Below are 19,331 nucleotides of genomic sequence, written 5' to 3'. Positions count from 1 at the left end.
TTCATATAAAACTTTCGGAAAATTCCAAAAGTTTTGAGGTGAGAAAATGCTCAAAAGATTAGCGAGAATCATAGTAGAATACAAAAGTGCTTTCTCTCTTATAGCGATATTTCTTCTCATAGTCTCATTTTATGGGATACAGCAACTGAGGTTTGAAAGTGATATAACAAAACAACTTCCAGAAGACTTACCTGCAGTAAAGGATTATTTAACACTTCAAAATGAGTTCCAAAGTGGAGATTCTGCCATCATAATTGTTAGAGTAAACTCTATCCAAGAAGGGGGAGTTTACGATATCAGAGATCCAGAAGTGATTAAAGCCATTTACAATCTAGAAGAGCGGTTAAGACAACATGAATATGTAACAACTACAATGAGTATTGCCGACATATGTATTCAAGTCTTAGGTAGACTACCCGAAAATGAAGAAGAGGTTAAATTCGTTTTGAGTATGCTTCCAGAGGACATGAAACAGGGGCTAATAAGTTCCGACTATAGAGCCACACTTGTTATGGCAACACTTACTGGTGTTTCTGGATCTACTGCAATAAAAAGAGTTCATACAGACATCCAAGTTGATATAGAAGAAGCCGGTTTTCCAAAAAATGTCGAAGCCATACAAACAGGGATCCTTGGAATAACATATCGTATTCTCGTGATGCTTCAGAGCGATTTAACTAGAACAATGGCAATTGCATTCCTATTTGTTGTGCTGCTTCTAATATACTTTTATCGTTCTCCAATAAAGGCTCTTATCCCGCTAATCCCATTAACTTTCGGAGTAACCATGACTCTTGGATTTATGGGATTGCTAAATATCCCGATAGACATGGTTACCACAGTGATTGGAGCTATGATAATTGGAACTGGTATAGATTATGGAGTCCATGTGACAAATCGTTACTATGAGGAAAGAAAGAAGGGCCGTAGTATTGAGGAATCTGCAGAAGAAGCAATAGCTGAGACTGGAAAAGCTCTATTAGGGGCTGCACTAACAACTATGGCGGGGTTTGCTGCATTAAGCTTTTCAGTTCTTCCAAGTCTCCAAAGATTAAGTTTTGTTTTAATAATGGGACTGAGTCTAGCAGCCATAAATGCTGTGGTGATAACTCCAGCAGTCATAATGGTTGAAGAAGAGCTTATGAAAAAGTTCAAAGGACATTATGAAACTCCCGAAATCAGGGCGCATTCTGGGTTTATTGCTAAGATATTTCATTCTATAGGTGGAAGAGTTAAAACGCACCCAAAGACCGTTCTTTGGGTTGTCTTTTTAATAACCATTGTATTTGGATATGGCCTAACTAAAGTCACTACAGAGGTAAGATTAGAAAAAATGATCCCGGAGGGGATACCAGAAATAGAGGTCATGAAAGATGTTCGTTATGAGTTCGGAGGCCAGGATGAAGTATACATGCTAATTAAAGCTGAGGATGTTAGAGACCCCACTATAGTTAGAGCAATGTATCGCTTTGAAAAGAGCATAATGGCAGATTCCCATTATAACAACGTCTTTGAAGCCAATAGTATTGCGGATCTCGTTCTTCGGGAATACGGGTACATACCGGAAGACAAAGAGAAAATAAAAAATGTCCTGGCAGATACTCAGGGGCAAAATTTAGTGAATGATGATTACTCCCTAGCAATAATCCAGTTTAGAGGCAATTTTGGAGGGGTTAGACCAGACGACTTTAGAGAAATAATGCGGTATTTTGAGGAGCAAGCAAAAAGTGCAGATTTCCCACCAACTGTTGAGATCAGACCAGCCGGAGATAACTACCTAAACTATGTCCTTGATGCACTTACAAACCAAGAACTAGGTAAAATATCCACATATGGAACATTTTTGGTCGTTTTCATAGTAGTACTCTTGTTCAGGAACTTTAAAATCTCGTTAGCAATGATTTTGCCAATGTTCCTGGGAGCTTTATGGACAGTCGGATATATGGGCCTTGCTGGAATTCCATTTACCCAGACTCTTGCTGGAGTGATCTCTATGATAGTAGGTCTTGGAGTTGATTATGGAATGCATCTAACACATCGCTTTCTAGAAGAATTTAAGGAAAATAATCCTCATCCCATAATAACGGCTCTTGAGGGTGTAGGGCCAGGAATTCTAGTTGGAGCACTAACCACAGCTGGAGGATTTCTAGCACTTTTAGCGGGGGAACTTACTGCTATCCACAACTTTGGAAAAACTCTGGCGGTGGGAATATTTGCCTCAATGTTTGCTGCTTTTACTGTCACCCCTGCATTACTCCAGATATTCTATGGAAGAGAGATAGAGAGAGGTGATAATAAATGAATCGTAAGAGTATTGGGGTATTGATTGGTGTATTAATACTTTTAAGTGGAATTAATGCTACTCTAGCCAAAGAAGAGCTTTTATTTGAGGGTTACCTGAATAAAGGGGACTCGATCCTAGTAGGACCACTCGTGATCATGCTTCAAGATGTACAAAAAGATTATTCCGACAACCAGTATAAGGCAATGATTCTAATATTAAAAGATGGAAAGGTTCTCAACATGGAATATACCTCAATTAAAGTCCCTAATGCCGAAAAAATCCAAGAGCTCCTAACAAATACCACATTTTTGGCAGCCATGGCAGAAACCTTAGGGTATGATCCCCTAAACCCAATAGAATTTGCACAGTTTTTGGTATGGCTTGAGAACGCAAGTGAAGAAGAAATAATTGATGCTGTCTTTAAGACGATTGAAGAACATCCAGAACTTGGAATTAGCGAAGATGAGCTCTTAACGACTATAACTTATCCAAACATAGAACTAGTAGGAGAGAATGAAACTATTGAAGTAGAAGTGGATGGAGAGAAAGTTCTTGTTACGGCCCTTCAGGTTTATCCTAACGGAGCAAGAATAAGCATCAGCGGACCAGAAGAATGGGAGGCCTCAATGATATCCGCATATCTCACAAGCTGGGTTGAGACACCACAAAGGATTAGACCTGGAGATGAAATAACAATAAGAGTGCATCTCAAAAATGAAGGAGCTTTGAAGGCCAAGTACATTACGGTCGTTCTCTCGCCAACACCTGTATCTCTAACTCCCTCTCCCAGTGGAAGTACTGACGTACTGGTTCAAGTAGCATCCCAAAGTGGTGTACTCCAAAGCGCCCTTCTCCCTGCAGACACTGCTGTAAAGTATGTGGAGTACTTAGATGGGAAAGAGGAGAGAGTTTTAGAGTTCAAAGTTAAAGTAAATGAAAATATTGATCCTGGAATCTACCCTCTCTATATATCAATGGCATACTACATTCAAAGTGAAGGGACCATGCAGATGGTTCAGGGGTTTAACTACTTTTCTATAACTGTAATTCGAGAAGGTGATGCAAGTTTTGAACTGGAATACGTAGAAAAGCCTGAGATTGTTCACCCTGGAGAGGATTTTGAGATCACAGTTAGACTTAGGAATATGGGATTCGAATCTGCGAAAAGCGTTCTCGTTGAGATGAATTCTCCAATTGAACTTACTAAGGAAGCGATATTAATAGATAACGCTACAAATCAGCACTTTACATATGTGATAAATAGTGATAAAACCGTTGAGTACAAATTCCGACTCCATGCAAGCGAAGATGCTAATACTGGGAGTTATCCACTTAGTCTGAAAGTCTCCTATTTCAGTGGAGATTCAAAAGAACAAAAAGAACAAACCTTTGAGTTTTCAATTCAGATAATAAAAAGAAATCAGGCTTTTATTGAGATTGAAGATATAGACCTCGAGCCAAGCACCATAGAACCAGGAGATGAATTTATATTAAAGGTAAAGATAAAAAACGTCGGGGATGAAGCAGCAAAAGCATTTTCTCTTAAAATTGAACCAAATAAAGTCACTATACCCGGGGAAGTTACAAAAATTGACTTATCATCTCTCCAAAACCTCCCAATACAAGGAAGCCAAGCTATAAGTGAAAATCTCCAAACTGCTTTAAACCAGATCATGGAACAACTAGCAAAGGAGAATATAAACCCCTTCCTTCCCGTCGGAGAGGACAATACCAAATACGTAAATGAAATAAAACCAAATGAAGAGAAAGTTCTAGAATTCCGACTGAAATCTGATGAAAGACTCGAAAATGGAATATATCCTCTTAGGATTTCAATAGAATACTTAAGTACGCCAAACGATGAAAAATTAAGTGACGAAAGAATTATTGGAGTCAATATCCTTGGGAAAGAGCACATAATTATATCTAAAATATCAACATCTCCAACTAGGGTTTTACCTGGAACTAATAATGTAGAAGTTACCTTTGAAGTAGAGAATATTGGAAGTGGAAGTGCACGATATGTTATTTTAAAACCAATGCCAAGGGATCCCTTTGAACTTAGTGAAACAAGTGAACAAATAATAAACCTGGGGACTCTAAGACAAGGCGATTCTGCAAAAACCAGTTTTAAAATAAATGTAAGAGAAAACACAAAGGGAGGAACTTATGAGATTCCTGTAAAAATAGAATACAAAGACGCTTCTGGGGAGAGCAAAGAAGAATTAATAAAAATCCCAATAATAGTGAAAGAAAAGCCAAAAATCGAAATAGAGGATGTAAGATTTGATAAGTCCCCAATACAAGGTGAAGACATCAGAGTTTATATAAGACTCAAAAATACTGGGGGAGAACAAGCAGAAAATGTGGTAATAGAAGGAGTTGTAAAAGCCGATCAACCATTCACATTGCCAAAAAGATCGGATTACGTAGGTACATTAGATCCCGGGCAAGAAGGAGAAGGAGTTCTTGAGTTAGGCATAGACAGGAATGCAATCCCTAAAGAGTATACAATACAGATAAGAATTAGAGCTGTGGGAGATAAAGAAAGTGGAGACGATAATGTATATGTCTTTGAAAAGTCGATCACAATTCCAGTAGAGGAGAATATTAAAGCTAGAAATACTCTAAGAATGGCAGGAGTAATAGTTGGAATTTTGACCGCAATAGTAATCCTATGGACGTACCGGAGAAGAAAAAAGAGCTAACTTGAAAAACCTTTTAAGCTTTTATTTCTTTCTTTTTGATAGGTGGTGGAAGTGGGAATTCTTGGAAAAGTACTCGCAGTCATCAGTTTACTCATTGTTTTATGGGGTTTCTATTTAGGTTATGCCCTCCTCACCCTAACCCCCCAAATAAGCGGAGCATGGGGCTATGTAGACGAAAAAAGTATTGAACTAGATATAAGCGTTTACTTTGGAAAACCTTTACCAATATCTGGAGGAATAGAAGAAGCAGAGCTATATTGGGCAGGCATAAAAGTCGGAACATTGAAAGACCTAAAGATAGGGTTCTTTAAGGATAGCGCCAGAGGAGTGCTCATTCTCAACAGTAAAGAAATTGTCGAAGCCCTGAAGCAACACATTAAAAATGGGGAAAAAAGTGAAGTTGAGATAAGAGTGCGTGGTTCAATATTTGGATTGCCATTCTTGAGAGGAAGCTTTTCCCAGCCTATAGAGACGGACCTACTCTCATACATTAGCAATATAAGTATTGAAAGTAGCGGGGATCTGATAAAGACTCCTGCCGTGGAAGGTATGCCTTCTAAATGGGGAGAAATCAGCAAAAATACCATTGAAATCCTAAGTGATGTAAAGATCTATAATCCCAATCCATTCCCACTCCCTCTATTTGGAATCAAGTACACAATAGACGCCAATGATTATTCAGTGGCTCAAGGAGAACTTCTAGAGCGTGTTACAATCCCAGCCAATGGTAGAGAAACTGCCAAGATAAGAACAGTGATCGACACGGATATCTTACCAAAAGTGATCGCAGAACATATAAAAAGAGGAGAAAGAAGCAAGTTAGTCCTAAAGTTATCGTTAAATGTTAATGTATTTAGCAGAGAAATTACCCTTGATCTGCCAACCGTTGAAAAAACCGTCGAAACAAATATTGTAGAGGGGCTAAATTGGGCGCTTTCAGGATAAACATTTAAACTTTCCTCTATATTTCTTTCTGGAGGTGATAACTATGAATATGCTCGAAGTTCACAATCATCTAAATAAAATTTGGGGCGAGATTTTTAGATTGAATGAAGAACTCAGGGAGAAACTTCGTCCACTAGGATTCAAAGTAGAAAATGTTGAAGAAGTTTTCAATGCGTACATTTATTTAGAAGGAGAATGGAGGGAGATGCTCTATCCCCACCCTGCGTTTGAAATAAAGCCACAAGGAGAAGTGGGGGCAACTATTCAAAGTTTTTACTTTGTTTTTGGTATTCCAAGAGAAAAGGTGAGTAAAGAGTTTATCGCCCAGTTCCTGAAAAAATTCCCCCAAAGCTATATTTACGGGAGCGAAAACTTTTTAGAGGACATATACAATCACAACAACCCAAAACCTCCAAATGATGTTTATAAACATATTGTAAAGAGTGAAGAGAAGATACTCCAGTTTGAAATCGAGGGGAACAACGCAATAGAAATCGAGAAAAAACTTTTTGAATTTATAGAACTGGCAAAAGAGTACAAGGTTCTGGAAATCTAAGGTGATCTCATGTATAAAGAAGCGTTCCCTGAAGAGCTCCAAAGATATTACTATGAACTCTTTGGAAATGAAGCAGAGAGCATCATGGAAAAATTAAGGGAGCCTGTGGAAAAGTATTACATAAGGGTAAATACACTCAAGATCAGCAGAGACAAACTTATCCAAGAGCTTCAAAAAGAGGGTCTTAAACCAAAACGAAGCCCATATCTAGAAGAAGGAATATATTTTGAACGACAGGGACCTAATTTCCCGGATGATTATAACCCCAAGCTTCCCACTGTTGTTGCAAATAAATTCGCATCTGAAAGCGTTTATCAGGGAGCACAGCTTTATGCCCCCGGAGTCCTAAAAGCAGATAAAAACATAAGAGAGGGAGATAAAGTCCAGATCAGAGACCCCAAAGGACTTTTAGTTGGCATAGGAGTTGCCAAAATGAATTCCAAGGAAATGATATTAGCAACTCGGGGAATTGCCGTTGAAGTCACTCTTCCAAAGTTCAAGCTCCCAAGCTTAAGTGAGCTAAAATCCTATGAAAAGGGCTATTTCTATGCCCAAAGTTTGCCCTCAATGATAGTCCCCCATGTTTTGGATCCTAGAGAAGAGGAGTTAATAATAGACATGGCTGCTGCTCCTGGAGGAAAAACTTCTCACATAGCACAACTATTAGAAAACAGAGGAGAGATCCTAGCTTTAGATAAATCCAAAAACAGGCTATCAAAGATGAAACTAGAACTAGAAAGGCTCGGAGTTAAGAATGTTAAATTAATCCATATGGACTCAAGGAACTTGCCAGACCTCGGAATCCAGGCTGATAAGATCCTATTGGATGTCCCATGTACAGCCTTGGGAGTTAGACCAAAACTTTGGGAGACAAAAACACCAAAAGATATAGAGGCAACTGCCAGGTATCAGAGACACTTTATAAATGCGGCCATAAAAAGCCTTAGAAGAGGTGGAGTATTGATATACTCAACTTGCACTCTGAGTTATGAAGAGAATGAAAGAAACGTCAAATACATGCTGAAGAAAGGCCTAAAGCTAGAAGAGCAAAAAATCTTTATTGGCTCTCCAGGTATTGGAATCAAAGAAGTTCAACGTTTCTACCCCCACAAACACAAAACTCAAGGATTCTTTATAGCAAGGCTGAGGAAGGTGAGCTAATGAAGGGAAGAGATTTTACTTTAATTGGAGTAGGAATTATCGTAATCTTGCTCCTAATTTGGTGGGCAGGGGTGGAAGAAACCCTAGCTCTTATAATGCAAGCTAATTTGAGATATTTTCTCTTAGCTGTACTTATGCAGGCTTTTGCAACTATTGCTTGGACTCTTAGATGGAGAATTTTCTTAAAACGTGCTGAGGTTTCTGTGAGAATGAGAGATATCCTGATAGCAACTCTAATAGGTGTATTTGCAAATAACCTGACCCCTGGAGCAAGGGCAGGTGGAGAACCAGCAAGAATGTATGTAATAACCAAAAGGTCAAAAAGTGGTTATGGACAGGTTTTTGCCACAATAATGGCCGATAGAATATTAGATGTAATACCCGTATTGCTATTCACCCTAATTGCCTTTAAATACGCTCTTTCATTAAAGATTAAACTATTACTATCCGTTCTATCCATATCAACTGCAGTACTCCTTATGATAGTTCTTATAAGTCTTTTAATATCCTTAAATGAGAAACTCGCCTTTAAAGTATTGGATAAAATAACAAACCTTATCCGACGTATTTTCCCTGAAAAGTTTGTAGGAATAGAAGAAACACTAGAAGAAAAAATTAAAAAGTCTGTCCTAGAATTCAGAGAAACATTTTTGGAACTCTCTAAAGATCCAGTTGTAATGGGAAAAACACTCTTCTATTCCTTAGCCTTGTGGGGATTCATGCTCCTCCGAACTTATTTTATTTTCGAGAGCATTGGGTATACTCTTGAGCTTCACAAAATCCTTATGGTGCAAATGGCCGGTATTGCACTGGGAATGATAAGCATCCTTCCAGGAGGGCTTGGAATAACTGAAGCTGTAAACTCCGCACTTTATTTAAGTTTAAGAATTGATAAGAGCCTCGCTGTTACTGCAACGGTCTTAGATAGATTTATATCCTTCTGGCTCCCAACAATTATTGGCGGTGGGTTAAGCATATACTTAGGAGTAAAATTCAGTAAAGAGAGTGTGAGAAAATGAAGTTTGGGATTGTAGCCCGAAGGGATCGTGAAGAAGCTCTAAAACTAGCATATAGAGTTTATGATTTTCTTAGGGTTAGTAATTATGGCGTTTATGTGGATAAAGAGACTCATGAAAATTTCCCCCATTTCTCCCCCGAGGATGTTTTGCCTTTAGAAAAGATGGATGTTGACATGATCATTGTAATCGGTGGGGATGGAACGGTGCTTAGAGTCGAGCATAAAACCTCAAAAGATATCCCGATTCTAGCAGTAAACATGGGCACCTTGGGATTTTTAGCCGAGGTAGAACCGGCCGAGACATTTTTCGCAATTTCCAGAGTACTTGAAGGGGATTACTTTATCGACGAAAGGATGAAGATAAGGGTTTTTGTAGAGGGAATCACAGTGCCTGATGCGCTCAATGATGTAGTAATACTTTCTGGAGTTCCAGGAAAAGTTACACAGCTAAAATACTATATAGACGGAGAACTTGCTGAGGAGATTCGGGCGGATGGATTGATAATCTCAACACCCACTGGTTCAACTGCTTATGCCCTCTCTGCTGGAGGTCCATTAGTAGATCCAAGGCTCCATGCTATATTACTAGTCCCCCTAGCACCCGTTGCTCTGACTGCTAGACCTCTTGTAGTACCTGATTCCTCCTCAATAGATATAGAAGTTTCAACAGAAAGAGAAATTATCCTCACAGTGGATGGCCAATTCTACACCCAACTCCCACCCAATTTAACGATAAGGATAGAAAAATCCCCACGAAAAACGAAGTTCGTAAGGTTTTCAAAAAGAATCTATCCGAAATATACCTTAAAAATAAAGAAGAAATTCTAATAAAAACTTAATCCCAGGTTACTTCCACCTCATCTGTTCTAAATTTCTGCTTAACAATAGTCTCTTCAAGATTAAATCTTATTCCACCCTTAAACATTCTTAAACCAGTATACGCTATCATCGCCCCATTATCCCGACATAGGTCATAGGGAGGGACGAAAAATGCTATTCCCCTATCCTCAGTCATCATCTTGAGCATTTCTCTCAGACGATTGTTAGCTGCTACCCCTCCAACAAGAACCACTTCCTCTTTGCCAGTATGAGCTACCGCCCTTTCTGTAACTTCAACCAACGCTGCAAAAGCGGTTTCCTGGAAGGAATAAGCCAGATCTTCCACTCTATATTTGCCGCTCTTATATTTTCTAACAGCCTCAGTTAAAATCCCAGAAAAGCTCAAATCCATCCCTTTTACTGCATAAGGGAGTTCTATATAGCGTTCTCCCTTTTGAGCAAGTTTTTCGATTTTAGGACCACCTGGGAATCCAAGGCCAATTTCTCGAGCAAATGTATCTATGGCATTCCCAATTCCTATATCAAGGGTTTCTCCAAAAACTCTGTATTTGCCTCCTTCTAAAGCCAAAACCTGTGTATTTCCTCCACTAACATAAAGACCAACTGGATCTTTTACGCCAAACATTTTAGTAATCTCAACATGTGCAATACAGTGATTGACCCCCACAATAGGTTTATTATACTTTATAGCCAAAGCTCTTGCAGCTGTGGCTACCACCCTCAAAGCTGGACCCAATCCCGGGCCCTGAGAAAAAGCTATGACATCTACATCTTCTATAGAAACTCTTGCCTCTTTAAGGGTTTTCTTTAATAACGGCCTTAAAAGCTTTGCATGATGTTCTGCAGCCTCCTTTGGGTGTATTCCTCCTTTCTCGGTAGTGAGAGTATCAAATACATTGGCCAAAACTTCTTTTTCTGTAACAACTCCTATGCCAAGAGTATGAGCTGTTCCTTCAATTCCTAAGGCGATCATCAAAAGAGGATACAGAAAAGCATTTAAAAGCATTGTTCTTTCCGAATTTTCTACTTAACAAGCTAAGTTTTCACGTACAATTCAAGTGACTTTTTCAAGCCTTGCCCCTTAGGACGGGGGAGGAGTCAGATAGAAAACATGACATTTTCTTTCTAAAAGCCTCGTCGTTCACGGCAGGGAGAAGATCAGAAAAAATCTAAAACCAATAGATTTAAATGAGCAAAAAGAAAAAACAAGCATTTTTAACGAGAACCGAAAAAATTTTCAAAATCTATTCAGCCTTGTGAATCTTTTTCTCAAATGTCACAAAATCTGTCCACGCTGCATGGGCGAGGAAATTTGCTCTAGTTATGTCTGGCTTACCACGTGGGAAAACTTCCCTGTTATAAGTATAACCTACAATTTCACCTACAAACCATGTGTGATCTCCATACTCTCTGGCATCAATTACTTTGCACTCCATGTTAGCTAAAGCTTCTTTTATGCTCGGTGTTCCTATTTTAGTTGAAGGAACTAAAGTTATATTCATCTCCTTAAGTTTGGAAGGACCACTCTTTGTTCCTGCAATCCACACATCCTCAAGCATCTCTAAACTTGGAACACTTATTACGAACTCCCTATATTTAGAAATCAAGCGATGGGTGTACCTCTTCGGAGAGATCGCAACCCCAATCAAAGTTGGTCTATGGGAAAGTACGGTTACCCAATCAGCTGCCATGACATTACTCTCTTCTCCTTGGCCCGAGACTATGAGGTACGTTCTCATTGGATATATTAAGTGATACACCCCCACACCACCCCTTAAAATATGAGCCCCTATTCATTAAAATCCTTTCTAAGATTAAGCCAGTGAAGTGCCTTAGCAGCTCTCTCTGGAGTAGGAAAGTTCTTAATGCCACATTCCTCCAATACCTTTATTCCTTCCCTAACAAGCTCACCAGCCATAAAGTTCACTATAACCGGTTTGTTACATTTTGCATCAATTATTGCTCTTGCAATTTCCTCACTGGGGATGAATATTGGGGGAACACAAATAACAAGCAATGTATCAACGTTTTCATCTTTACAGACTACCTCTATTGTTTGTTTATATCTCTCATAATCTGCATCTGCTATTAGGTCAATTGGATTTTTAACTGAGCATTGAGGAGGCAAGAACTCTCGAAGCTCATTTATTGTGTTATCAGTTAGTTTTGCAATTTTTAACCCTAGTCTTTCAACTTTGTCTGTGGCTAGAACCCCTGGGCCTCCAGAATTCGTTATTATAGCTACTTTTTTCCCTCCTTTTTCATACATCTCAAACACTTTGGCCGCATCAAAAAGTTCTTCCATCTCCTCTACTTCTATTGCCCCAAATTGCTGGAGGGCTGCCTTATAAATTTCATAACTTCCTGCAAGGCTTCCAGTATGACTCTGAGCTGCCTTACTCCCACTTTTACTTTTTCCTGCTTTCAAGATTATCACAGGTTTTTTGCTGGTTGCGTACCTCAAAGCTTCGATGAATTTTCTGCCATCTTTGACCCCTTCTATGTAGAGGGCAATAACCTTTGTGTTTTTATCATCCGCAAAGTACTTCAAGAAATCACTTTCGGTTAAGTCAGCGGCATTTCCATAAGAAACAAAGGCAGAAAACCCAATCCCCTCCTCATTACCCATTGCTAATGCAGCACCACCAAAGGCTCCACTCTGGGAGATTAAAGCAAGGCCCCCTTTTTTCACCCGAACTTCAAATGATCCAAAGAAATTAGCATGAACCCCAAAAATCCCAGCACAATTTGGCCCAATAATTTTTACTCCCTTTTCCCTAGCTTTTTCAACAAGTTCTTTTTCAAGAGCTAAATTACCAACCTCACTAAAACCAGCGCTAATTACTACTGCTCCTTTGATTTTATCACCAATCTCCTCAATTAGAGAAGGTACGAATCTCGCAGGAATCGCTATTATCGCAACATCAACATTTTTCTCCAACTTTTCGTCCACTTTAAAATTTATACCTGCAACTTCTATTTCTCCTCCTTTTGGATTCACGGGTATTATTTGTCCTTCAAATCCCCCTTCTACAATATTTTTCAAGATCTCATATGCGATCGCGCCTTTTTTGAAAGACCCGAATACTGCTACTGATGTAGGGTAAAAAAAGAATCTCATACCTTCACCTCCAAAAAGTTTTCAAACAGTGATAAAAAAATTTATTGGTGTAGAACGAATAAGCCGAGTGATACAAATGAAGAGATACAAAAAAGTTGTTGTGGGAGGAACGTTCGATAGGCTTCATTTAGGACACAAAGCTCTTCTTAGAAAAGCTTTTGAGGTAGGAAAATACGTTTATATTGGAGTAACTTCTGATGAAATGATAAAAACCAAGCCTTATGCTGAAAAGATACTCCCATATGAAGTTCGTTTAAGAGATCTCCTAAAGTTTTTTGAAGTGAACGAATATAAAGACTATCGGATAATAAAAATAAATACAGCCATAGGATTTACAGATAAAATAAGAGATTTAGAAGCTATAATTGTGAGTGAAGAAACATATAAAGGCGCACTACTTGTTAACAGGGCAAGAATGGAGAAAGGATTAAGGCCCCTTGAAATAGTTACCATAAAGCTAATTAAAAGTAAACTTGGGGGCAAAATAAGTTCCTCCCTAATAAGAGCTGGATTGATAGATCCTTTTGGTAACCCAAGGAGGCGATAAAATGAAGAAAGTAGTAACAATAGGAGCAGGACTTGGAGGTCTCTTAACAAGTGCATTTTTAGCTAAAGAGGGCTATGATGTAACAATTTTAGAAAAGGCCCCATTTGTGGGTGGTAGATTCACAAATTTAAACTACAAGGGATTTCAATTATCAACTGGAGCATTGCACATGATTCCACATGGTGAAGATGGCCCTCTCGCACATCTGTTAAGCCTTCTTAATGCAAACGTTAAGATCGTAAACTCAAACCCTAAAGGGAAGTTCTTTATAGATGGGAGAATCCACCACTATAGAAAAGGATGGAAATACTTGAGTCTAAAGGAAAAAGCCAAGGCTATGAAACTCCTTGCAGAAATAAGAGCCAATAGACTACCAAAAGGTGAGGAAGCATCCCTTAATTCGTGGGATTGGCTAAGGGAGAAAGTAGGAGACAATGAATTTGTCTATCTTTTCATAAAGAGCTTCCTTGGATGGGCAATCAGTTTGACTCCAGAAGAAGTTCCTGCAATAGAGTTAGCCAAAGAAATCAAAGCAACCCTTAAATGGGGTGGACCAGGCCTCATAAAAGGTGGTTGCAAGGCAGTTAGTGAAGAGCTAGCAAGAATTGTAAGAGAAAATGGGGGAAAAATAATTACCAGAAAGAAAGTTGTTGAAGCGGAAGAAGGGAGAATTATAACAGCTGATGGATCAGAGTATCCCTACGATATACTAATTTCAAACATTGGAATAAAGGAAACTGTGGAACTCTTTGGAAGGGAGAACTTTGATAGAGAGTACTTACGGAGAGTTGATTCCTTAAAACCTGCAGAAGGCATTAAAATCAACATTGCCCTTAAAGGGAAGTCAAAAATTGGAAATACCGTTGTCTTTACACTAGATACAGAGAGAATAAACGGATACAATGAGCCCTCAGCTTTGAGTCCAGAACTCTCAAAAGAAGGTTACACTCTCATAATGACTCACCAGGCCATAAAAAGCAGAAATATAAAAAGAGAACAACACCTTGGAATTGAAGATCTGTACTACTTATTCCCAGAGCTTGAAAGGAATGGAGAGATTTTGATGGTGCAGACATACCTTGATAAAAACCCTGTTAATAGGGTTGCCTCAGGTAATCACGTGGACTTTCCGATGGAAAACGTTTACATTGTAGGGGATGCTAATAAAGGCCAAGGGGGCATTGAGGTAGAAGGCATCGCCCTAGGAGTAATGAAAACCCTACAAAGTCTGGGAATTGGAAACTTTAACGAGTGGTACCTTTGAAATCTTTTAGAAACTGATTTGATGCATTTCCTTTACTTTTGCAAAATTATTGAAGCAATGTTCAAAATTTTTTTCTATAAAACCCATTGCGACACTAAGAAACCCTTTTAATTCTCTGATGTCTAATCTTATGCACCAGTGACGGAGGGAATAAGAATGAGGAAGAGAGTTGTCATAGCATTAGGTGGGAACGCTATTCTTCAAAGAGGCCAAAAGGGTACTTATGAAGAGCAAATGGAGAATGTTAAAAAGACTGCAAAGCAAATCGTCGATATTATCCTTAATAACGAGTATGAAGTTGTAATAACTCACGGTAATGGGCCCCAAGTGGGAGCACTTCTCCTCCAACAAGATGCCGGAGAGCACGTACATGGAATTCCAGCTCAACCCATGGATGTTTGTGGGGGAATGAGTCAAGGTCAAATCGGTTACATGATTCAACAAGCAATAAAGAACGAACTAAGGAAAAGAGGTATCGATAAGCCCGTTGCTACAATAGTCACTCAAACCCTTGTCGACAAAAACGATCCAGCTTTTCAACACCCAAGCAAGCCAGTCGGACCCTTCTATGATGAAGAAACTGCTAAAAAACTCGCTAAAGAAAAGGGATGGGTAGTAATAGAGGACTCTGGAAGAGGATGGAGAAGAGTAGTACCATCACCAGATCCAATCAGCCATATTGAAGCCCCGATAATTCAAGATCTAGTTGATAAGGGATTTATAGTAATAGCCTCAGGCGGCGGAGGAATACCTGTTATAGAAGAAGATGGGCAACTCAAGGGTGTCGAGGCTGTCATTGACAAGGATTTAGCTGGAGAGAAGCTTGCTGAAGAAGTTAATGCTGATATTTTTATGATCCTCACAGATGTTAATGGTGCAGCCATACACTATGGCAAGCCCGAAGAGAAATGGCTTGAGAAGGTTACCGTTAACGAGATGAAAAAGTATTATGAAGAAGGGCACTTTAAGAAAGGAAGTATGGGACCAAAAGTTCTAGCAGCAATAAGATTCATCGAATGGGGAGGGGAAAGGGCAATAATAGCAGCCCTAGATAAAGCCGTTGAAGCTTTAGAAGGAAAAACAGGAACACAAATCATCAAATAATTTTGTTATATCTTTATTTTCACTATTTAAGTGCAACTAAGTGAGATTTTCAATTTTCATTTACCAAAAGTTTTTAAAAACTTCAGGTTATAATAATCTACAGAAAGCTGAAATGGGGTGATTCTATGGATCCATTCAGTGGATTCATAGGATCATTGATATGGTGGATACTATTCTTTTTCCTACTCATGGGGCCACAAATCCAGTACAGGCAATTACAAGTAGCAAGAACAAAGCTACTAGAAAAACTAGCAAGAAAAAGAAACTCCACAATAATCACGATGATACACAGACAAGAAAGTATAGGGTTCTTCGGAATTCCAGTTTATAAGTTCATAAGCATAGAAGACAGCGAGGAGATACTTAGGGCTATTAGAATGGCACCAAAGGATAAACCCATAGACTTAATTCTTCATACACCAGGAGGACTGGTTTTGGCGGCAACACAAATAGCAAAAGCCCTAAAAGACCATCCAGCTGAGACGAGGGTAATAATACCTCACTATGCTATGAGCGGTGGAACTTTAATAGCCCTTGCCGCAGATAAGATTATAATGGATCCTCACGCCGTTTTAGGTCCTGTTGATCCCCAGTTAGGTCAATATCCTGCTCCAAGTATAATAAGAGCAGTAGAGCAGAAAGGAAAAGAAAAGGTAGAAGACCAAACTTTGATACTAGCGGATGTTGCTAAGAAGGCAATAACTCAAGTCCAAGATTTCATATACAACCTCTTAAAAGATAAGTACGGAGAAGAAAAAGCTAAAAACTTAGCTCAGATTTTAACGGAGGGTAGATGGACCCATGATTATCCAATCACCGTTGAACATGCCAAAGAACTAGGACTCGACATAGATACCAACGTCCCAGAAGAGGTTTACGCATTAATGGAGCTCTACAAGCAGCCAGTTAAGCAAAGGGGGACTGTAGAATTCATGCCTTATCCAGTAAAACAACAAGGGAAAGAATAAGTGAGGGGTTTGTTTTTATTTCCTTCATCTTTTAGAAAAGTTAAACAAATATTCTCAATTTCATTGAATGATTTCCCATTTTAGCCAAAAAGTTTTTATTTGGTTTTTACTTCAACTTAGTGAGGCTTAAATCAGGGTGAGATCATGATTAACTATTCTAAAATGAAGGAAGGGGAAGAGACCATGCAAGTGAAAGTAGATCCAGAAGAAATTAAAAGGATAAAAGCCGAAATAGAGGCTTTAGAAAGAGAGAAAAAGGGAATCCAAGAGAGATTAGACCAGCTTCAAAAAGAGCTAAATATATGGATCCAAAAGAGAGATGAAAAGAATAACGAAGTAAGACAACTAAGGGAAAAAGCCAGAGAATATAAGAGTAAGAGAGATGAGATTAACCAACAAATTCAAGAACTTAAAAAGAACAGAGAGGACATAAATGCCAAGCTTGATCTTCTATATCAAGAGGCCATGGAATACAGAGCTAAGAGGGACGAATACAGACAACTTAGAAGACTTAAGATGCCAAAGGAGAAGATTGAAGAGAGGATAGAAAAGCTAGAATGGGAGTTGCAGACCAACCCAACCACCCCTGAAAGAGAAAAACAGATAGTAGATCAAATCCAAGTTTTGGCTACAGAGCTTGAAATTCTTCAGCAAGCTGAAAGATTCCACAAGAAATTACAGGAGACAAGGAAAAAGATCGAAAGTCTAAAGAGAGCTAGACGGGCCATGGGTATGGAAATACAAAAACTAGCAAACCAAAGCCAGCAGTTCCACGAACAAATGCTTAAGGCATACCAACAGGCAGACGAAATTAAAAAGGAGGCAGATGAATATCACCAGAAAGTCGTTGAATTAAGAGAAAAGATGATAGAAATCAGAAGAGAACTAAGAGAAGTAGAAAGAAAGATATTCGAGTTTGACCAGAAACACAAAGAGCTTATAGCGTATAAAATGGTAGCAAAAATGAGATCAAAGAAAGATGCCACATTTGAAAGAGCCGTAGAAGCTCTCGAAAAGTTCAAACGCGGCGAAAAACTTACTCTCGATGAGCTACTGCTCCTGCAGAGATACAACTTGGTGTGAAATATGGAAATCATAAAACACGAAGGGCCTGGAAGACTTGGCCTGGTTAGAGTTAAAGATAAAAGTTTTAGAACCCCCGCACTTGTTAATGTGGATTTTACACTCTCTCCTTTCAATTCATACTTCTACCCTAAGGAGTTTGAAGACTATGACTTTACCCTTGCACCTTCGATCCCCCTCAGCTTTTACGCTCCAAGGGAAATAATAGAGAAGGCTTTAAAAAGACTCTATAATGTTGATTATTCAAAATTTAATGCTATCTACCTCCCTATAGTAAGGGACACGAGATACATGGGAGAGTTTCTCGAAGAAATTTTCTCTCAAAAAAATTTTGATGCTCTTTACCTTGGGAATTCTAAAATTCTGATAAGAGAATATCGGAAGTTTGTAGAAACAATTCGTCTAATCCGAGAAAAAGACCCAAATCTAATGATTATTGCAGATTTAGAACCCATCTTTTACCCTTTAGCCGTGTATTTGGGAATAGACGCCTTTGATACTCGTTCTCTAAAACTCTACGATTTCCGCAATAAAGGTTTTACTCAATTTTCACCAATGTTATGGAAAGAGGAAGCAAATTCGTTGGAATTTGCAAAAGAAACAATAGAATTGGTTAGAAAAGCTCTTGAAGAAAATAAACTTCGCTATCTTGTTGAAAACTTTTTCTATACTCAATCTCACGTGGGAATATTAAGGATAGCCGACAAAGAGCACCCAGATTATTTGGAAAAATACACACCAATCCAAAAAGAAATCGTGTACTTCATAAGTGATGCATCTCAGAACAGACCAGAGGTCATAAGATGGAGAGAAAGGGTCGTTGAGAGATTTAATCCTCCAGAAAATGTAGAAGCACTCTTTTTATTTCCCTGCTCGGCTAAAAAGCCATACTCGCACTCAAGAAGTCACATCTTGTATAGAAGAGCACTTAAAGAAACTCTTGGAAACGGGATTTATAGAATACATGAGCTTATCCTAACGTCACCCTATGGCGTAGTGCCACGAGAATGGGAGTGGTTGGCTAAATATGACATTGTTGTTACTGGCCACTGGAGTGAGGAAGAAATAAGCAGCGCAGCAGAGTTATTAGCTAAAACCCTCGAAAAATATCCAAAACACATTCCCATCATAGCACATCTGGATGAGGCCTATGTAGAAGTAGCAGAGAGAGCGAGCGAAATAAGTGGAAGAGAAATAGTTTTTACCAAAGTTAAAAATGGAACAACAAGCAAGGAAAGTTTAAGTTCCCTAAAGGAAACAATAAGAGAAATAACTCTTGAGCCAAAAGGCGGAAAAAAAGACAAAACTTATCGCTTCTATGAAAATATAAGAAAAGTCTTTGACTTCTACTTTGGTATCGGAGCAGGAAAAGCTGTTTTACCAGAAAACGCCAGAATTGTTGGATCTAAAATGCTTCGTCTCATGGTAGACAACAATCAAACTGGGACATATCAGGATGGAGTAATAAGTGTGACTCCTTTTGGGATGCAGCGCATTTATGAAGCAACAAAAAGCTACTATGTGAAGATAGACTTTGATCTCAGGGGAGACGTTTTTGCTATCGGTGTGAACGAGGCTGATGCCAAAATAAGGCCGGACGATATTGTTGGTGTTGTGAGAGACGAAAAAGTGGTTGGTGTTGGTAAAGCTGTTCTAAGTGGAGAAGAAATGATAAAAGCGAGAAGAGGAATTGCTGTTAAGGTCAGAAAGAAAGCATAGCTCCTGGTGAGAG

The 19,331-nt window shown here is 38.9% G+C and carries 16 protein-coding genes; 13 read left to right on the top strand and 3 right to left on the bottom strand.

Features of this window, described 5'->3' with window-relative positions:
* The first annotated feature begins 46 nt into the window (after positions 1 to 46).
* Genes EP1X_RS02245 through EP1X_RS02215 form a run of 7 tightly spaced genes read left to right on the top strand, consistent with a single transcriptional unit; the run spans position 47 to position 9,500 of the window.
* Positions 47 to 2,302: a hydrophobe/amphiphile efflux-3 (HAE3) family transporter gene (locus tag EP1X_RS02245; RefSeq protein ID WP_055281267.1), complete on the top strand. Its 2,256-nt coding sequence runs from the start codon at positions 47 to 49 to the stop codon at positions 2,300 to 2,302.
* Positions 2,299 to 4,992 (top strand): COG1361 S-layer family protein, encoded by a 2,694-nt coding sequence (locus tag EP1X_RS02240; RefSeq protein WP_055281265.1) that lies wholly within the window; start codon positions 2,299 to 2,301, stop codon positions 4,990 to 4,992. The genes EP1X_RS02245 and EP1X_RS02240 overlap by 4 nt, the downstream gene beginning before the upstream one ends.
* A 42-nt stretch (positions 4,993 to 5,034) precedes the next feature.
* Positions 5,035 to 5,937, top strand: a complete 903-nt coding sequence (locus EP1X_RS02235; RefSeq protein WP_055281264.1) for an LEA type 2 family protein — start codon at positions 5,035 to 5,037, stop codon at positions 5,935 to 5,937.
* Positions 5,938 to 5,980: 43 nt separating this feature from the next.
* Positions 5,981 to 6,493 (top strand): DUF3201 domain-containing protein, encoded by a 513-nt coding sequence (locus EP1X_RS02230; protein WP_055281263.1) that lies wholly within the window; start codon positions 5,981 to 5,983, stop codon positions 6,491 to 6,493.
* A 9-nt stretch (positions 6,494 to 6,502) separates the two neighbouring features.
* Positions 6,503 to 7,654: an RsmB/NOP family class I SAM-dependent RNA methyltransferase gene (locus tag EP1X_RS02225; RefSeq protein WP_055281261.1), complete on the top strand. Its 1,152-nt coding sequence runs from the start codon at positions 6,503 to 6,505 to the stop codon at positions 7,652 to 7,654.
* Positions 7,654 to 8,673 (top strand): flippase-like domain-containing protein, encoded by a 1,020-nt coding sequence (locus tag EP1X_RS02220; protein ID WP_055281259.1) that lies wholly within the window; start codon positions 7,654 to 7,656, stop codon positions 8,671 to 8,673. Before EP1X_RS02225 ends, EP1X_RS02220 begins: the two co-directional genes overlap by 1 nt.
* Positions 8,670 to 9,500: an NAD(+) kinase gene (locus EP1X_RS02215; protein WP_055281257.1), complete on the top strand. Its 831-nt coding sequence runs from the start codon at positions 8,670 to 8,672 to the stop codon at positions 9,498 to 9,500. Before EP1X_RS02220 ends, EP1X_RS02215 begins: the two co-directional genes overlap by 4 nt.
* A gap of 7 nt (positions 9,501 to 9,507) precedes the next feature.
* On the opposite strand, the gene EP1X_RS02210 is transcribed toward EP1X_RS02215, so the two are convergent.
* The 3 genes from EP1X_RS02210 to EP1X_RS02200 all read right to left on the bottom strand — a co-directional run bounded on the left by EP1X_RS02210 (position 9,508) and on the right by EP1X_RS02200 (position 12,633).
* Positions 9,508 to 10,485 (bottom strand): bifunctional N(6)-L-threonylcarbamoyladenine synthase/serine/threonine protein kinase, encoded by a 978-nt coding sequence (locus tag EP1X_RS02210; RefSeq protein ID WP_055281399.1) that lies wholly within the window; start codon positions 10,483 to 10,485, stop codon positions 9,508 to 9,510.
* A 271-nt stretch (positions 10,486 to 10,756) separates the two neighbouring features.
* Complete coding sequence (locus tag EP1X_RS02205) at positions 10,757 to 11,251, bottom strand: flavin reductase family protein (protein ID WP_055281398.1); 495 nt, start codon at positions 11,249 to 11,251, stop codon at positions 10,757 to 10,759.
* 50 nt (positions 11,252 to 11,301) lie between these two features.
* Positions 11,302 to 12,633, bottom strand: a complete 1,332-nt coding sequence (locus EP1X_RS02200; protein WP_055281255.1) for an acetate--CoA ligase family protein — start codon at positions 12,631 to 12,633, stop codon at positions 11,302 to 11,304.
* Between the two features lie 76 nt (positions 12,634 to 12,709).
* Here EP1X_RS02200 and coaD point away from each other — a divergent pair, with 76 nt between their 5' ends.
* The 6 genes from coaD to arcS all read left to right on the top strand — a co-directional run bounded on the left by coaD (position 12,710) and on the right by arcS (position 19,318).
* Complete coding sequence (gene coaD / locus EP1X_RS02195; protein ID WP_055281254.1) at positions 12,710 to 13,180, top strand: phosphopantetheine adenylyltransferase; 471 nt, start codon at positions 12,710 to 12,712, stop codon at positions 13,178 to 13,180.
* Position 13,181: 1 nt separating this feature from the next.
* Positions 13,182 to 14,444, top strand: coding sequence for an NAD(P)/FAD-dependent oxidoreductase (locus EP1X_RS02190; protein WP_055281252.1), 1,263 nt, complete (start codon positions 13,182 to 13,184; stop codon positions 14,442 to 14,444).
* Positions 14,445 to 14,600: 156 nt separating this feature from the next.
* Positions 14,601 to 15,548: a carbamate kinase gene (gene arcC / locus EP1X_RS02185; protein WP_055281250.1), complete on the top strand. Its 948-nt coding sequence runs from the start codon at positions 14,601 to 14,603 to the stop codon at positions 15,546 to 15,548.
* 125 nt (positions 15,549 to 15,673) lie between these two features.
* Positions 15,674 to 16,516 carry an ATP-dependent Clp protease proteolytic subunit gene (locus EP1X_RS02180; RefSeq protein WP_055281248.1) on the top strand — a complete coding sequence of 281 codons (843 nt, stop codon included), beginning with the start codon at positions 15,674 to 15,676 and terminating at the stop codon, positions 16,514 to 16,516.
* A 183-nt stretch (positions 16,517 to 16,699) separates the two neighbouring features.
* A complete protein-coding gene (locus tag EP1X_RS02175; RefSeq protein WP_055281396.1) occupies positions 16,700 to 17,599 on the top strand; it encodes a coiled-coil protein in 900 nt (299 codons plus the stop codon).
* A 3-nt stretch (positions 17,600 to 17,602) separates the two neighbouring features.
* Positions 17,603 to 19,318 carry an archaeosine synthase subunit alpha gene (arcS, locus tag EP1X_RS02170; protein ID WP_055281246.1) on the top strand — a complete coding sequence of 572 codons (1,716 nt, stop codon included), beginning with the start codon at positions 17,603 to 17,605 and terminating at the stop codon, positions 19,316 to 19,318.
* Positions 19,319 to 19,331 lie beyond the last annotated feature (13 nt).

This window comes from Thermococcus sp. EP1, from assembly GCF_001317345.1.
In the GTDB taxonomy this organism is placed as follows: Archaea; Methanobacteriota_B; Thermococci; order Thermococcales; family Thermococcaceae; genus Thermococcus_A.
This window is presented reverse-complemented; position numbering and strand designations above follow the sequence as displayed.

Excerpts from the sequence above, each read along its gene's own strand:
- EP1X_RS02245 (WP_055281267.1), top strand. The coding sequence starts at position 47 with ATGCTCAAAAGATTAGCGAGAATCATAGTAGAATACAAAAGTGCTTTC.
- EP1X_RS02240 (WP_055281265.1), top strand. The coding sequence starts at position 2,299 with ATGAATCGTAAGAGTATTGGGGTATTGATTGGTGTATTAATACTTTTA.
- EP1X_RS02230 (WP_055281263.1), top strand. The coding sequence starts at position 5,981 with ATGAATATGCTCGAAGTTCACAATCATCTAAATAAAATTTGGGGCGAG.
- EP1X_RS02225 (WP_055281261.1), top strand. The coding sequence starts at position 6,503 with ATGTATAAAGAAGCGTTCCCTGAAGAGCTCCAAAGATATTACTATGAA.
- EP1X_RS02220 (WP_055281259.1), top strand. The coding sequence starts at position 7,654 with ATGAAGGGAAGAGATTTTACTTTAATTGGAGTAGGAATTATCGTAATC.
- EP1X_RS02215 (WP_055281257.1), top strand. The coding sequence starts at position 8,670 with ATGAAGTTTGGGATTGTAGCCCGAAGGGATCGTGAAGAAGCTCTAAAA.
- EP1X_RS02210 (WP_055281399.1), bottom strand. The coding sequence starts at position 10,485 with ATGATCGCCTTAGGAATTGAAGGAACAGCTCATACTCTTGGCATAGGA.
- EP1X_RS02205 (WP_055281398.1), bottom strand. The coding sequence starts at position 11,251 with ATGAGAACGTACCTCATAGTCTCGGGCCAAGGAGAAGAGAGTAATGTC.
- EP1X_RS02200 (WP_055281255.1), bottom strand. The coding sequence starts at position 12,633 with ATGAGATTCTTTTTTTACCCTACATCAGTAGCAGTATTCGGGTCTTTC.
- coaD (WP_055281254.1), top strand. The coding sequence starts at position 12,710 with ATGAAGAGATACAAAAAAGTTGTTGTGGGAGGAACGTTCGATAGGCTT.
- EP1X_RS02190 (WP_055281252.1), top strand. The coding sequence starts at position 13,182 with ATGAAGAAAGTAGTAACAATAGGAGCAGGACTTGGAGGTCTCTTAACA.
- arcC (WP_055281250.1), top strand. The coding sequence starts at position 14,601 with ATGAGGAAGAGAGTTGTCATAGCATTAGGTGGGAACGCTATTCTTCAA.
- EP1X_RS02180 (WP_055281248.1), top strand. The coding sequence starts at position 15,674 with ATGGATCCATTCAGTGGATTCATAGGATCATTGATATGGTGGATACTA.
- EP1X_RS02175 (WP_055281396.1), top strand. The coding sequence starts at position 16,700 with ATGCAAGTGAAAGTAGATCCAGAAGAAATTAAAAGGATAAAAGCCGAA.
- arcS (WP_055281246.1), top strand. The coding sequence starts at position 17,603 with ATGGAAATCATAAAACACGAAGGGCCTGGAAGACTTGGCCTGGTTAGA.